At 50.7% G+C, this 14127-nt stretch carries 13 protein-coding genes; 4 read left to right on the forward strand and 9 right to left on the reverse strand.

Annotated elements, in window-relative coordinates; translation table 11 throughout:
- Position 1 precedes the first annotated feature (1 nt).
- From B9G79_RS18230 to hemW, 8 genes are all read right to left on the reverse strand, one after another.
- Positions 2–364, reverse strand: a complete 363-nt coding sequence (locus B9G79_RS18230) for a hypothetical protein (RefSeq protein ID WP_232468928.1) — start codon at positions 362–364, stop codon at positions 2–4.
- Between the two features lie 187 nt (positions 365–551).
- The gene (gene lon / locus B9G79_RS00355; protein WP_088563790.1) at positions 552–2957 is read right to left on the reverse strand and encodes an endopeptidase La; all 2406 of its coding nucleotides are present in this window, start codon (positions 2955–2957) and stop codon (positions 552–554) included.
- A 153-nt stretch (positions 2958–3110) separates the two neighbouring features.
- The gene (locus B9G79_RS00360; protein WP_088563791.1) at positions 3111–3491 is read right to left on the reverse strand and encodes a TraR/DksA family transcriptional regulator; all 381 of its coding nucleotides are present in this window, start codon (positions 3489–3491) and stop codon (positions 3111–3113) included.
- A gap of 92 nt (positions 3492–3583) precedes the next feature.
- Positions 3584–3955 (reverse strand): TraR/DksA family transcriptional regulator, encoded by a 372-nt coding sequence (locus B9G79_RS00365; protein ID WP_088563792.1) that lies wholly within the window; start codon positions 3953–3955, stop codon positions 3584–3586.
- 107 nt (positions 3956–4062) lie between these two features.
- The gene (locus B9G79_RS00370) at positions 4063–5733 is read right to left on the reverse strand and encodes a penicillin-binding protein activator (RefSeq protein ID WP_088563793.1); all 1671 of its coding nucleotides are present in this window, start codon (positions 5731–5733) and stop codon (positions 4063–4065) included.
- Positions 5730–6737: a DnaJ C-terminal domain-containing protein gene (locus B9G79_RS00375; RefSeq protein WP_088563794.1), complete on the reverse strand. Its 1008-nt coding sequence runs from the start codon at positions 6735–6737 to the stop codon at positions 5730–5732. Before B9G79_RS00375 ends, B9G79_RS00370 begins: the two co-directional genes overlap by 4 nt.
- 9 nt (positions 6738–6746) lie before the next feature.
- Positions 6747–7265 carry a nucleotide exchange factor GrpE gene (gene grpE, locus B9G79_RS00380; RefSeq protein ID WP_088563795.1) on the reverse strand — a complete coding sequence of 173 codons (519 nt, stop codon included), beginning with the start codon at positions 7263–7265 and terminating at the stop codon, positions 6747–6749.
- An 84-nt stretch (positions 7266–7349) separates the two neighbouring features.
- Complete coding sequence (hemW, locus tag B9G79_RS00385; protein ID WP_088563796.1) at positions 7350–8522, reverse strand: radical SAM family heme chaperone HemW; 1173 nt, start codon at positions 8520–8522, stop codon at positions 7350–7352.
- Positions 8523–8538: 16 nt separating this feature from the next.
- On the opposite strand from hemW, the gene B9G79_RS00390 reads away from it, so the two are divergent.
- Entirely contained in the window at positions 8539–11145 is a 2607-nt protein-coding gene (locus B9G79_RS00390) for a M16 family metallopeptidase (RefSeq protein WP_088563797.1), read from the forward strand.
- Here B9G79_RS00390 and B9G79_RS00395 read toward each other — a convergent pair.
- Complete coding sequence (locus B9G79_RS00395) at positions 11142–12200, reverse strand: hypothetical protein (protein ID WP_088563798.1); 1059 nt, start codon at positions 12198–12200, stop codon at positions 11142–11144. The genes B9G79_RS00390 and B9G79_RS00395 overlap by 4 nt on opposite strands.
- Before the next feature lie 180 nt (positions 12201–12380).
- On the opposite strand from B9G79_RS00395, the gene B9G79_RS00400 reads away from it, so the two are divergent.
- The 3 genes from B9G79_RS00400 to tatC are packed head-to-tail and all read left to right on the forward strand — an operon-like array spanning position 12381 to position 14101.
- Entirely contained in the window at positions 12381–12977 is a 597-nt protein-coding gene (locus B9G79_RS00400; RefSeq protein ID WP_232468929.1) for a hypothetical protein, read from the forward strand.
- A gap of 33 nt (positions 12978–13010) precedes the next feature.
- Positions 13011–13343: a Sec-independent protein translocase subunit TatA/TatB gene (locus B9G79_RS00405; protein WP_232468930.1), complete on the forward strand. Its 333-nt coding sequence runs from the start codon at positions 13011–13013 to the stop codon at positions 13341–13343.
- Positions 13340–14101: a twin-arginine translocase subunit TatC gene (tatC, locus tag B9G79_RS00410; RefSeq protein ID WP_088563801.1), complete on the forward strand. Its 762-nt coding sequence runs from the start codon at positions 13340–13342 to the stop codon at positions 14099–14101. Before B9G79_RS00405 ends, tatC begins: the two co-directional genes overlap by 4 nt.
- The last annotated feature ends 26 nt before the right edge of the window (positions 14102–14127 follow it).

Genomic DNA, 14127 nt, shown 5'->3' on the forward strand with positions numbered 1-14127 from the left:
TTTAAGGTCTGTGCTTTGCTGTATGACCTTCCGAGATCAGTTCATAGTTCTTGGTGGTGAAATTGTACTTGGCTGAAACTTTCCACTTCATGCCGCCGGCAAGTTCGCCCTCGACATTGAAGTCCTCCGACTTCAGACAGGCGTTGTCCGGTGGCGGTTCCCACATGCGTCTTTGCAAAGCCGCTTCCATCACGGCAAAAGCTGACGTGGTGACTTCGTTCAAAAGCACCTGATCGTAATCTTTGGTTTTATAGTCGTAGTTGCGTTTGTGGATATCAGCCGAATTCAGGACGAAAATAGTCCCGATAGCACACAATACAGTTACGAACAGAAGGGTGCTTTGCTCCAGGCGGTTGAGTGTCATTACTTACAGAGTATGACTGTTAGTTGTTTAGCACAAGTTACAGGGGGTGTTTCTGGTCTTGCAGTGACAGAAAGTGTGTCATCACGAGACACATTCACGAGTGTGATTCCAAATAGACAGAAGGCCGGGTTTACCGGCCTTCTGCTGTAACATCACTTTTTGGGAGGGGCGATGTGTGGCTTGCGGATTAGGCCGCAAGCGATTTGGTCTTTTTCGGATCTTTCTTCGCGGCAGGCTTTTTCTCCTGACCTTTTGCCGACTTGTCGAAGGCAACTGCGAAGACTTCGTCCAGATTTTCTGCAAGGATGAAGTTGATCTTATCCTTGAACACCTTAGGGATATCAGCAAGATCCTTTTGGCAAGCCATCGGGATGATGATGTTTGTAATACCCAGGTTCAAAGCGGCAAGACACTTCTCACGGATACCACCGACCGGCAGTACACGTCCTTGCAAGGTCACTTCACCAGTCATCGCGATATCGTGACGAACCGGAGTGCCTGTCATCAAACTCACAAGAGCGGTCGTGAGAGTGATACCTGCAGATGGACCGTCTTTCGGGATCGCACCGGCTGGCAAGTGCACATGCACATCGTACTTTTCAAAGAAGTCCTCTGGGATACCCAGTTCTTCCTGGTGAGCACGAGCGTAAGACATTGCTGCGTGAGCGGACTCTTTCATCACGTCGCCAAGCTGGCCCGTCAATGCAAGATGTCCTTTACCTTTCATTTTCAAAGCTTCGATAGTGAGAACTTCACCACCCGCTTGTGTCCAGGCAAGACCCTGAACCACGCCCACCTGAGAATCCGCGATCTTGTCATCACGCTGGAATCTTGGAGGACCCAGAAGCTCCGGAACGGTTGTTGCGTTTACTTCAACAAAGTTCGTTTCTTCCATCACCACCATCTTAGCCACTTTACGGCAGACGGAACCCACTTCACGCTCCAGGTTACGAAGACCCGCTTCGCGAGTGTAGCCTGCGATCAGGTATTTGATACCTTCGTCAGTGAACTTGATGTTTTCCTCAGTGATACCGTTGGCTTCGATCTGTCTGCGGATCAAGTGTTTCTTCGTGATCAACAGCTTGTCATTCTCGGTGTAACCAGGAATGTTCAGGATCTCCATACGGTCACGCAAAGCTGGTGGAATATTTTCCAACACGTTGGCTGTTGCGATGAACAACACATTTGAAAGGTCGAAGTCGACATTCAGATAGTTGTCACGGAAAGTGGCGTTTTGTTCCGGATCCAGCACTTCCAGCATTGCTGCAGAAGGGTCACCACGGAAGTCAGAACCCAATTTGTCAATTTCATCCAGTACGATCACTGGATTGCTTGTTTTAGCCTGACGAAGAGCCTGGATGATTTTACCCGGCATCGCGCCCACATAAGTGCGGCGGTGACCACGGATTTCCGCTTCATCCTTCACGCCGCCCAGAGCGATACGGAAGTATTCACGGCCCATCGCACGAGCGATGGATTTACCCAGGGATGTTTTACCCACACCCGGAGGACCGCCGAAGCACAGGATTGGTCCTTTCAGGTTTGGTTTCAGCTTGCGAACCGCCAGGAATTCCATGATGCGGTCTTTGGCTTTTTCCAGTTCATAGTGATCTTCGTCCAGAATTTCTTTGGAACGTTTCAGGTCAATATGATCTTCAGATTTCTTGCTCCAAGGAAGATCCGCCATCCAGTCAAGGTATGTGCGAACCATTGTGGCTTCAGATGCATCCGGGTGCATACGCTCCAGACGGCCCAGTTGTTTCAGGGCTTCTGCTTCCACATGAGGAGGCATGCCGGCGTTCACCAGCTTTTCGCGCAACTCATCCATTTCCTCTGATTTGGAGTCGCCTTCTCCAAGCTCATTCTTTATAGCCTTCATCTGCTCACGCAGGAAGTATTCGCGCTGGGACTTGGACATGTCGTCCTTGGCGCCTGTGCGATTTTTGGATTGTGTCTGCATCACTTCAAGTTCAGCAGCCAGAATCTCGTTAACCAGTTTCAGTCTTTCTGTAGCATCAGAAGTTTCCAGAACCTTCTGTGCGTCCTGAACTTTGATGCCCAGGTTGGAAGCGATAAGGTCAGCAATACGGCCTGGATCAGAAACATCATCCAGAACCAGCAGGATGTCCGGAGAAAGAGGACGGCCCAAAGCGATGATGCGCTCGATGTGCTCTTTCGCGGTTCTGATCAAAGCTTCGTTTTCAACAACGGTTTTTTGAACCGGTGTTTCCTCGATCTTTTCAACAGCCACTTCAAAGGAAGGGGAGGTCTTGGTGAAATTTTTCACGCGGCCTTTAGCGACACCTTGGATAAGGATTTTCACGCGGCCGTCGGAAAGTTTTCTCATTCTCATGATCATCGCCACTGTACCAACAGTGTAGATGTTGTCTGGAGATGGATTTTCTTCAGTGATGTCTTTCTGGGAAGCCAGGAAGATCAGGCGATTTTTTGCCAAAGCTTCTTCAACTGAGCGGATCGAAGCGTCTCTGCCTACGAACAAAGGAATGATCATGTAGGGGAATACTACGATGTCTCTCACAGGTAGCATGGGAAGGGTCTGTGGGATTTCTAGGACTTTATCGTCAAAACTCATACCGCTCCTCCGCGTGATGCGGGAATTTATGTTTCTGGTATGAGTCTTCTCGGTGTGAGACAGTTTTTTCTAAACTGCAATCGTTGAATAATTTAAAAAATTGGACTGACATCCATGTCAGTGGACCTCATCCAATGAGTTTAAATATGAATGTTATTGGAAGAGGCCAGTCTGGCTTTCTTGTTCTTCCATGCAGTCAATACAAAGGGCTGTGAAAGGTCGTGCCTGCAGACGGCGAGCATTGATAATTTCAGTGCAGGATTCGCACTGGCCGTAGGTCCCGTCAGCGATCTTTCCCAAAGCTCTTTCGATCGCGTACAAAGCGGTACGGTCACGTTCGTGCAAGTGAATAGAGATATTGTTGGAGATATCCTGAGAAGCGGCTTCCGCTTCATCCGCAACCGCAGCCATGCTGGATTGTTCCTCTTTAAATTCATGTGATTTATTGAGGATCGTGCTCTTTTGGAAGAGCAGGGATTCTTTTAGATTTTGCAGTTCAGTTTCAGTCAACTCTGTGAGTTCGGTTGCGTTCATCTCACCCCCCGATATGATGATCCTTGGCCGAAAATTGATCGCATATTACGGGGGAATGATTATCTGTCACTAAAAATGCACAGCGTGATTATTTATCGCGCAAACTTACGACTTACCGCTTCTCGCATCTCGGCACCCTCGATGGACAAGCGAGTCCACGGAATTGCCAGCAACCTTTCAGATTCGATAAGTTCCTCGGTCTCTTCGCAGATTCCGAATGTGCCTTGCTCGATGCGAGCCAGGGCCATCTCGATCTCGACCAGTTGATTTCTCATGCGTGCTTGGGATATCAAAAAAGAATGTTCTTCGATGTGGGCGACAGATTGATCTGCTTCGTCACCGCCACGCTCCGCATGGACCAGTTCGCGCTGGGCTGTTCTGAAACGATTCAAAACATCCTGTTTCGCGGTAAGAAGTTTTCTTCTGCACTCCATCACTAAGTTTTCAGAGATACGACTTGTCATAACAACCCCCTTCTAAAGATTTGCGACTCTCTTGGTCGCTGGTGTTCCTAAGACAGGGCACCACAAGAAGGGGGTTAAAAAATCGTCATTAAATTAACTTATAGCTGCTATTTGCGGACTTTAAGGGGAATTACTTCGCCTTTTTCAATAGTTAGAGCGGTCACCGGGCGCTCAATTTCGCGCTCAGCATTAATACTGAGGCTTCCTAGCGATCCAGGGAACTTGTTGAGCTGGCCTAGCTTCTGCACCAATTCCTCGCGGGAGCTGGCTCCGGCGGCAATCAACTGACGCAGAATAAGACCCGCATCATAGGCCTGAATTTCAATCAATGAAGGTGGTTCATTGTAAAGGCTGCGGTATTCGTTCACGAAACGTGAGCGGTCCTGATTCGCTGGAGTCATGCTGTCCACAAACACCAGATTCTGCGCAAAGTTGCCGGCACGTTTGGCGATGTCTTTGGTGTTCCAAAGATTGGTGCCCAGAAGTTTCACACCACGCACGTCATTGTAAGACAGCATCGCTGAGATCTGTCCCATGGCGCGGGCCGAGTCGGGGATAAAGATCGCATCAAAGTCGGTGATGGGTGGCAGCACATTTTCAAGATTGCTCTGACGAACTGAGTGTTTCTTGCCGGAGCTTTGCAGTTCTTTTAAACGCATGTTGAACTCATCCTGACGGGCCTCACCGAAGTAAGTTCCCACCAGACGCTGCACAACCAGGCGGAAGTCTGTCTCTTTTACAGAGTAAGTCTGAACAGCGGTGATCTCGCCTCCACGGGCCAGCACCTCATCCCAGAAGATGTTGGTGAATTCGATGCCATAGGGATCGTTCGGGTAAAGCACCGCGAACTTTTTCATGCCCATGTCTTCCATCGCCGTGCGAACCAGCGCGCGCACCTGCATGCCGCTGGTCAGAGAATTTCTGAACACGGTCGGGCCCACTTCCGTCAAACCGGAACGCTGGGAAAGGGCAATGGTCGGCACACCCAGTTCATCGGACTTCGCCGCCACAGCCGGAGCCGTCTTGGAAAGCAAGCTTCCCACGATGGCGATAACGTTGTCTTCTTTCACCAGACGCTCGACTCCGCGGCGGGCGGAGTCAGGATTGCCTTCACTGTCCATCACGGCCAATTGGAAGCCCGAGCCGGGGATATGAAGGCCCAGGCCCATTTCAAGGCCCCGCAGCGCACGCTGGCCCACAGGGGCGTTACGGCCACTCAGTGGCAGCACCACGCCCACGGTCTGGGACTTTACGTTCTTGGCGGAATCAAGCTGCAGTATGATCTCCTGGGCTCTCAGTGCCAGATCGCTGCCCGGAACAAACTCCGTCACAGAATTAAAATACATTTTTGCATCGGAGGTGTCTTTTTTATCCAGGGAAATTTCCCCCAGGCGGAACATCGCATGCCCGCGCAGGAATCCAAAGTCGGATTCATCCGCCACGTCCTCAAGCTGATCTTCGTTCAATTTGTTTTCAACGATGTCGATTGCTTTAAGGCGGTAAGATTCCTGATCTGCTTTGCTGGGTGCTTGCACGGCCTGATTTACGAGGGACTTGAGTTGTCCCAGCACATCGGCGGTTGGAGTGGCAGGCACGCTCAAGGTTTCACTTTCAATCTGCTCTGGCGGTTTTCCGGTGGTCAGACCGCCGACGGCTTTTGGTTTTTTACCCGCAGCGGCCGTCGTTGCGGCCGGTTTCATCGGGGTGCGTTTCGTAGCTACTGTCGTACAGGAAGCCAGAAGGCCGGCCGTCAGCAAGAGTGAAAAGTAGAGTTTCATTTACGCGTCCTCATCAGTTGTGCGACTTTATCCTGGAAGGCTTTCACCAGCGGACTTGTGTCCGTGGTCTTGGCAAGTTCTTCCACCAGTTCTTTTTGTTTGTTGCTCAGGCTGCTTGGGGTGTCCACCAGAACGCGCACAAGCATGTCGCCGGATCCAAAGCCGCCCAGTTTAGGGAAACCTTTGCCCTTCAGACGGAAGGTCTGGCCAGAGTGTGTTCCCGGAGGAATGCGGATCATGGCTTTTCCCGTCAGGGTCGGAACTTCGATGTTGGTTCCCAAAATCGCATCGGTGTAAACAATCGGAAGATCCAATGTCACATCGTTTTCGTTTCGTTTAAACAGCGGGTGTTCCTGAATGTTGATAATCACATACAGGTCTCCGGCGGCAGCGCCTCCGGAAGCATCACCTTCGCCGGCCAGTTTCAGGCGCTGGCCTTCTTTCACGCCGGCAGGAACATTCACGGAAAGTTTCGCAGGCTCTTCACGGCCGCCACGCTGGCGCATGAAGCTGATGACTTTTTCGCTGCCCAAGGCGGATTCTTCAAAAGAGATATTCAGTGTATAGCGCAGGTCCGTGCCTTTGGAAGGACGGCGCGCGCGAGCTCCACCAGCTCCGGGTCCGCCACGGGCATTGCCGAAGATCTCACCAAAGACATCCCCGAAGATGTCCTGGAAGGGATCGCCACCGGCCCCGGCTCCAGCACCGCCAGCTCCGGCACCACCAAAGCCACCGAATCCCCCGGCACCGCCGAACGGGCCGCCAGCTCCGCCAAAGCCCTGGGCCCCGGCGTGACCGAACTGGTCGTACATTTCACGTTTTTTGGTATCACTCAAAACCTCGTAGGCTTCGGTGATTTCCTTGAATTTTTCCTCGGCCTTTTTATCGCCGGGATTTTTGTCCGGGTGATACTGCATAGCCAGCTTGCGATAAGATTTTTTGATCTCATCAGCAGTGGCCGAGCGGGAAACATTCAAAAGGGAGTAAAAATCTTTTTTAGACAAGCAGGTTCCTTACTCTGGCTTCTTGGCAACAACCACTTGGCCAGGTCTGATCACTTTATCATGAAGTTTGTAAGGCTTTTTAAACACACGCACCACGTGGCCAGGGGCCATTTGGTCTGTCGCTTCGCTGCTCAGCGCTTCGTGAACGTTCGGATCAAACGGTGCGCCTTGCGCCGGGATTTCGGTCACATTGTGACGCTGAAGCAGGGATTTTAATTCCTGAGCGGTCATATCCACACCCTGTTTGAAGGTGTTGAAGTTCTCAGCACTCACGTTCACGCTCAGGGCGCGGTCGAAATTGTCCACCACTTCCAGCAGGTCGCGCACCAGACGCTCGCCGCCGTACTTCGTCAACTCGGAACGTTCCTTGATCGCGTTGCGTTTGTAGTTTTCAAACTCAGCGCGCAGATAAAGATAGTCGTTTTTGAACTTTTCCGCTTGTTCCTGAAGTTTCTGGATCTCAGAAGCGATTTCGCCATTTTCTGGATTGGGAGGATTGGAGTTTTGAGAGTTGTTTTCTTCTGACATGAGACTTCCTTTCGCAATACTTAAGATTGTGTATTCACGAAGCAATGTCAATGTCAGGGGGGCGGAAGAAAAACTCCTAGCCCCTTAGAGATCTTCTTGAAGGAAAGTCAGTTCCTGGAAAACACGGTTGCTCAGCACAAGGCCCTCGCGCGTCAGTGACCAATGCCCGTTGTCATGGCGAATCCAGGATTTTTCTTCCAGATTTTTCATGATTTGCAGGACCTTTTCGCTGACGTTTTGCGGGAATTTGGCTTGAAGCTGGCCCACATTGAGTCCACGCATCAGACGCATCGAAGTATGACAAAAGTCTGTAAGCGCCTGATGCATTTCCAGCACTTCCACCTGATTCGATGGCAGATGGCGCACCGGAGAATCAAATTCCTGACCGTCAAATGCCAGAATTTGCTTTTGGTATTCGTTGATGGAATTGATGTTCCAGTAACGCGTGCCCCAGGCGGATTCTTTGGAATAGGAATGTGCGCTCAGGCCCAGGCTCCAATATGGTTCATCGACCCAGTAAAGCATGTTGTGACGGGACTCAAAACCGGGCAGGGCAAAGTTGGATATTTCGTACTGCTGAAAACCTTTGCGCGTCAGTTCATCAGCGATGATGTCAAACATTTCAACCTGTTCGTCGTCAATCGGGCGGCCTTTTGACAAAGGATGCCCGTCGGGAACTGTCAGACAATAAGGGCTGATATGTTTGGCCCCTTGTTCAACAGCGATTTCCACATCACGGCGCAGGCCCTCGACAGTTTGTGAAGGCAGTGCAAACAGAATATCAAAGCTGAAATTCACTCCATGAGCCCGAAGAAGGTCGAGAGTCTCCAGGGTTTGTTTGGCCGAATGCTCGCGATGAACCATTTTCAACAGGCGATCATCAAAGGTTTGAGCACCCACACTGAAACGGTTGATGCCGTTATCCAGATAGGTTTTCAGTTTTTCTTTGCTGACGGTCGCCGGATTGATCTCGATGGTGATCTCGGTGTCAGGTCTAGTTGTAAATCCATATCTACCCAGCTCTTTGATAATCGCTACAATGAGATTTGCAGGGATGAGGCTCGGCGTGCCTCCACCAAAGTAAATGGTGTCCAGACTTTGGGGAGTGTAATAGCGGTGCTTCTGGCGAATCTCCTTAAACAGGAGTTCGACGTACTGATCCGGCGGCAGAATCTTGCTTTGCTCATAAGTGGCAAAATCGCAGTAAGTACAGCGCTGGATACAGTAGGGAATGTGGATATAGACGCCAAATGCCATGGGAGTTATGTAGAGTATGTCTAAGAAATTTCAACTAAAAAACGGTATGAAAGTCCTTTTACTGGAAAGCCACAAGTCTCCGGTGGTCTCAGTGCAAATGTGGGTGAAAACAGGCTCGGCGGATGAAAAAAAGACCGAAGAGGGGATCTCTCACTTTATCGAGCATTTGGTGTTTAAGGGGACCCGCAAGTACAAGGTGGGTGAGATCGCGGCCACCGTGGAAGGCTCCGGCGGGGAGCTGAATGCCTACACCTCTTTTGACCAAACTGTGTTTTATGTGACCATTTCCAAACAATTCTCGGATGTGGCGCTGGATGTGATCAGCGAAATGATGGGCTATCCCACTTTTGACCCCCAGGAAATCGACAACGAACGCGAAGTGGTTCTGGAAGAGATCAAACGCGGACAGGACAGCCCGGGCCGCAGAGCCAGTCAGCTGCTATTCACCAACGTCTTCCCAAAAAGCCCTTACGGCATTCCGGTGATTGGTTATGACAAGGTCGTAAAAAAAGTTTCCGCAAAAAAAATCCGCGAATTTTATCAGTCCCGTTATGTGCCATCAAATATGTTCCTGGTGGTGTCCGGCGACTTTGATTCGAAAGAAATGAAGACCCGCGTGCAGCAGATGTTTGGCGGTTTTGCGCCGTACAAGCTGCGCAAAGTGGCGCGCAAAAAAGAACCGGCGCAAAAAACCGTCCGCATCAAGGTTGAGCAGGCGAAATTTGAACAGACCACCGCCTATCTGACCTGGAGAATCCCAAGCGTCAAACACAAGGACATCGCGGCCCTTGAGGTGATGTCAGCGATTCTGGGGCAGGGGGATTCCTGCCGTCTGATGCAGACCTTGCGCATTAAGGAGCCTCTGACCAATTCGGTGGGGTCATTTGCCTATTCCATGCAGGACGACGGTCTATTTGCCGTGTCGCTGGGCCTTGAAAAAGAGAATCTGACCAAAGCGCTCAGCGCGCTGATTCCGGAACTGGTCCGGATTGTGACGGAGCCACCCACGGTCGCAGAAATGCAAAAAGCCATCACCAACTTTGCCAGCCACGAAGTTTATTCCATGGAGACAGTGGATAACATTGCGAGAAAAGCCGGAAGTAACGAGTTCTATTACGGCGATCATGACTACTACAAAAAGTACATGAAGCAGGTCTATGCGCTGAAACCGGAAGATATTCAGAAGATCGCCAAAAAATATCTAAAGGCGGACAGCTTTGGTCTGTCCATGATGACAAACATGGATAAGAAAAACGCGGACCGCATCCTGAAAGCGTTTGCCAAAGACTTAAGAAAAGCCCTGCGTGAGGCAAAAGTCGTAAAGCAGAAAGCACCGCGCTTTGCCGCGAAGAAATTCAATATCAATGCCGGCGCGGCCAAGGGCGTTCCAACCACGGAGCGTATTGTACTGGATTCCGGTGCGACCCTGTTGATTCGCGAACAAAGTGATACGCCGTACGTGGCGATGAAAGCCGCGTTCCTGGGCGGGGCGCGTGTTGAGCCGGAAGGTCAAAACGGTCTGACGGAACTCTTTGCCAGAAACTGGATGTCGGGATCCAAAAACTTCACTGAAGATGACATCAATCTTCGGGTGGACGAGTTGGCAGCGGGGATTGGCGCATTTGGCGGCCGAAATTCCGCAGGTCTTTCCATGGATTACCTTTCACCATTTGAAGACAAAATGCTGGAGATCTATGCCGACTCCCTGCTGGCGCCGCAGTTCCCGGAAATCATCCTGGAGCGCGAAAAGGTTGTCCTGAAAAATCAGATCAAAGCCCGCAATGACAATCCGGCCCAGCTTTGCATTCTGGCCTTTATGCAGGAGATCTTCAAAGGGCATCCGTACTCCCGCGATCTGGTGGGAAGTGAGACGACGGTAAACGCCATCTCGTCCGCCGACCTTCTGGGCTATTACAAAAAAATCGCCATGGCGAAGAACGTGACGTTCTCGGTCGTCGGGGATGTGGACACCAAAAAATGGGTGAAGATGCTGAATGAAATCACGAAAGAGCTTCCCAAAGGGGAGCGCGTGAAAAATCATTTTGCCGCACCAAAAATCACAGAGTCCAAACGCCTGTTCCGTGAACTTAAAAAAGAACAAAGCCACATTATCGTGGGCTATCAGGGTCTGACACTTTCAAGTCCAGAGCGCTACACGATGGAAATCATTCAGTCCATCTTAAGTGGTCAGGGGGGACGGCTGTTCATCGAGCTTCGTGATAAAAACTCGTTGGCTTATTCCGTGTCACCAATGCACATGGAAGGGATTGAGTGTGGATATTTCGGTGGATACATCGGTTGTTCACCCGAGAAATCAGAAAAAGCCATCCAGATGCTGAAGGCGGAATTCAACAAGCTGGCGACAACGAAGATTTCCCCGGAAGAACTGGTGCGCGCGCAGAGATATTTGATCGGCAGACACGATATCGAACTGCAAAGAAAGAGCACCATCGGCAATGCCATCTTGTTCGATGATATCTATGGCCTGGATTATCGTGAAAGCCTGGATGTGGCGGACAAGTACTTTGCGGTCAGCCCTGAGGATGTTCAGAAGCTCGCGCAAAAAATCTTTTCCCAGCCTTCGATCGTCAGTCTGGTGGGACCTACGGATGTGAAATCCTAAAGTTCGCGACGGAAGTCCTCGATGATTCTTTGATTGAGGGCTTCCAGATTCTTGAATCCGCGGGGTTTGAGTTCTTCAGGCCCCTTGTTCAGCTCCAAGTTTAGATGTCTTTCTAAAATCGCAAACACCTTTGGAATCAAAGTGCGCTGATAGTTATCACTGCCAATGCGGGTTTTTACGATCTGCCAAAGTTCCCAACGCGCGGGCAGGAAGGCATAGTACAGATCACCGCCGAACTGCGAATAGAAAGGATATTCTTTTTTCCAGCGCTGGCGCGACAGGTGGTGGCGGCCGTCGGTAAAGTCACGAAGCTGCAAAACGGTGGAAGTGTGCGGGCGATAGTTTTCCCCGGTGCTTTTTAAAACTTTGGACATGGCCTTGGGGTCCTTTGTTGCCACCATGGACAGCGAATCCGCAAAGAGCTCGTGTACGGCGCTGCGAAGACTCCAATGGGCCGAAAGCTCCTTGCGGCGCTCGGCGATGGCGTCGATTTCTTTGATGACTTCATAGATTCTTCGGTCCAGATCCTGGCGAACTGCCGGGTCGGTGGTCTTTTCCTGTTCGGCCATTAAAGCATCATTCTTTGCGTGCAGGAGGTCTTCGCGAGTATGCAGGGAAATCTGCTCTTCGCGCAAAGTTTTGTAGCCGGGGGATTTTAAGGTCATGTTCTTTTCAAAAACCGCGTGGGCGTACTCATGCATCAGGGTGTTTTGATTGATGGACGGATGTTTTTTACCCATTTTTTCCGGGCGCACACCGACACTGATCTGATAGCTCTGGGCATTGAAGGTGGAAAAGATAAAAGCACTGTCGACCTGGATCTGCACTTCGTGGGGAACGGCGAGGTCACCCAAGAGGGAATTGATTTTATCAACTGTGTGGGCGTAGTCCCGGGCCGGAGGCCCTTTCTGACCGGAAGGTTTGACTTCAATCTGACCCAGCTTCGCATACTCGGAAGCAAAGACCGGCCCGCACTTTTCCCCGAAGGCCCACAGGGACCCGGGCGCAAAAGCGCTCAGCACTGCCAAAGTGATAGTCATCCATCTTAAGTTCATTCGGAGTACAGCTCCTTCAAACGGGCTTTCCTAAATGAAATGCAAAGAGGGCGCCGGAACAGTGTCCCATTGTGAGACTTTCGGCCAGCTTTGCAAAAAACAACTAACCGAAAACCATTCAGAATTTGTTAAACTAGCAGTATGCGGGAAAAGCGTTCGACACCGACAGTTGAGCTTTTTGTGAGCCCAGAGGGCTACTTCCAGGAACTGGTTCAGAAAGGTCTGTCCCAGCGTAAGGTTCAGACCTTTCCGATGGTTGAGGCCTATCTTGTGAACTTATTACAGCACTATTTGGATGCGCGAAATCTGCACGATCCAGCCTACGCCAGCGAAAGCGGCACCAGAAATCCCCAGACACTGGCAGAAATGTATCTGACAGCACAGAATGCCGAAAGTTTTGTGAAAGCTGAAATGCTGAGAAAACTCGGCGACCGAACTCTGTATATCAGCGGCTTCTTTGGGGATTCTCTTTCTCGCAAGATCATTGATGTGGATTACTATGCGGAGATTGGCGGAGCGGCTTACGCGTCATTGGCCCATTGCACCCGTGAAGACACCATGGCGCGTGTGTACACAGTATTCTCGGACCGTTTCCTGGAGTTTGTGGATGTGCTGACGTACATCAGTCATCATTCGTTTATCAAAAGCGATGAAAGCATTTTGAGGCTGTATGAGCGCTACATGAGAACAGGATCTGAGCTGGCTCGAGAAAAGCTTGAGGAAATGGGAGTTTTGACCCTTCCTCAGGATCAAGTAAAGCTTGGCAAGCAGAGCTGATTCCTCTATTCTGGCGCCATGTTTGGCTTAGGTATGTCTGAAATTATCTTCCTTGCGGTTCTTGCCCTGATTGTCATCGGGCCCAAAGAGCTTCCGGAACTGGCAAGGACTTTGGGGCGCTTTCTCAACGAGTTGAAAAGAAGCACCGATTCCATGGGTGATGAACTCAAGCAACAGATGCGCTTGGATAAGTTAGACAAGTTGAATATGGACACCATCCGCAATCCTCAACAACAAGCCCATCAGAATGAAGCAGAGCAAGCGCCGCTGGCTGCTTCCGCTGAGGCCGCGCCGATCGTTGAAGAACAGCTGGAGTTCCCGCAAGCCACCGCTGACGAAAAATCAGAAGAACAGAAGCCTTCATGAGACGCGAAGAACTCGATTCCAAAGCCCAATCTTTGTATGAGCACCTGTCAGATCTTCGTAAATGTCTGATCAACTGTGTCTGGATTTTGCTGATCGCAACCGGAATCTGTTACGGCTTCAGCGAAAAGATTTTCGATTTCGTGCGTGAACCAATTCGTCCCTACCTTCCAGGTGGCGGTCTGATCTATACCGGTCCTTTGGATAAATTCATCGCTCACTTAAAGCTATCCTTCGTGTGCGGGATCCTGTTGTCTTGCCCGTTCTGGCTTTATCAGGTTTGGAAGTTTATTGCTCCGGGCCTGTATGCCAAAGAACGCAAGTACACCATGGGCTTTATTGTTTCCGGCACGGGTTTGTTTGTGTTGGGGGCGGCGTTTTCTTATTGGATCGCGCTCCCGATGGCTTTCCAATTCCTGATGACTTTCGGGGGCGAGGTCGACAAGCCGATGATATCCATCGACCAGTACATGGGTTTCTTCACCCAGATGTGTTTGATGTTCGGTGTGGCGTTTGAGTTGCCGCTGGTGATTGTGGTTCTGGGAATGATGGGCATTGTGTCCCAGTCCTTCCTGCGCAAGAACCGTCGTTATGCCATCATGACCATTGCGGTGATTGCTGCCATCATCACTCCACCGGACCTTTTGAGCATGGTGATGATGCTGGCGCCGATGTGGGTTCTTTACGAAGCGGCGGTCCTGATCGTCGGTGTCTTTGAAAAGAAGCGTGAAGACAGCTACGCTGTAAACGAGCGCGAGTAGCCATAGTTCCTGCCCCGACAACAGTC

Source organism: Bdellovibrio bacteriovorus, assembly GCF_002208115.1.
Lineage (GTDB): Bacteria > Bdellovibrionota > Bdellovibrionia > Bdellovibrionales > Bdellovibrionaceae > Bdellovibrio > Bdellovibrio bacteriovorus_C.

What these genes read in the sequence shown, in the direction of transcription:
- B9G79_RS18230 (WP_232468928.1), bottom strand. Translation starts at nt 364, where the DNA reads ATGACACTCAACCGCCTGGAGCAAAGCACCCTTCTGTTCGTAACTGTA.
- lon (WP_088563790.1), bottom strand. Translation starts at nt 2,957, where the DNA reads ATGAGTTTTGACGATAAAGTCCTAGAAATCCCACAGACCCTTCCCATG.
- B9G79_RS00360 (WP_088563791.1), bottom strand. Translation starts at nt 3,491, where the DNA reads ATGAACGCAACCGAACTCACAGAGTTGACTGAAACTGAACTGCAAAAT.
- B9G79_RS00365 (WP_088563792.1), bottom strand. Translation starts at nt 3,955, where the DNA reads ATGACAAGTCGTATCTCTGAAAACTTAGTGATGGAGTGCAGAAGAAAA.
- B9G79_RS00370 (WP_088563793.1), bottom strand. Translation starts at nt 5,733, where the DNA reads ATGAAACTCTACTTTTCACTCTTGCTGACGGCCGGCCTTCTGGCTTCC.
- grpE (WP_088563795.1), bottom strand. Translation starts at nt 7,265, where the DNA reads ATGTCAGAAGAAAACAACTCTCAAAACTCCAATCCTCCCAATCCAGAA.
- hemW (WP_088563796.1), bottom strand. Translation starts at nt 8,522, where the DNA reads ATGGCATTTGGCGTCTATATCCACATTCCCTACTGTATCCAGCGCTGT.
- B9G79_RS00390 (WP_088563797.1), top strand. Translation starts at nt 8,539, where the DNA reads ATGTCTAAGAAATTTCAACTAAAAAACGGTATGAAAGTCCTTTTACTG.
- B9G79_RS00395 (WP_088563798.1), bottom strand. Translation starts at nt 12,200, where the DNA reads ATGAACTTAAGATGGATGACTATCACTTTGGCAGTGCTGAGCGCTTTT.
- B9G79_RS00405 (WP_232468930.1), top strand. Translation starts at nt 13,011, where the DNA reads ATGTCTGAAATTATCTTCCTTGCGGTTCTTGCCCTGATTGTCATCGGG.
- tatC (WP_088563801.1), top strand. Translation starts at nt 13,340, where the DNA reads ATGAGACGCGAAGAACTCGATTCCAAAGCCCAATCTTTGTATGAGCAC.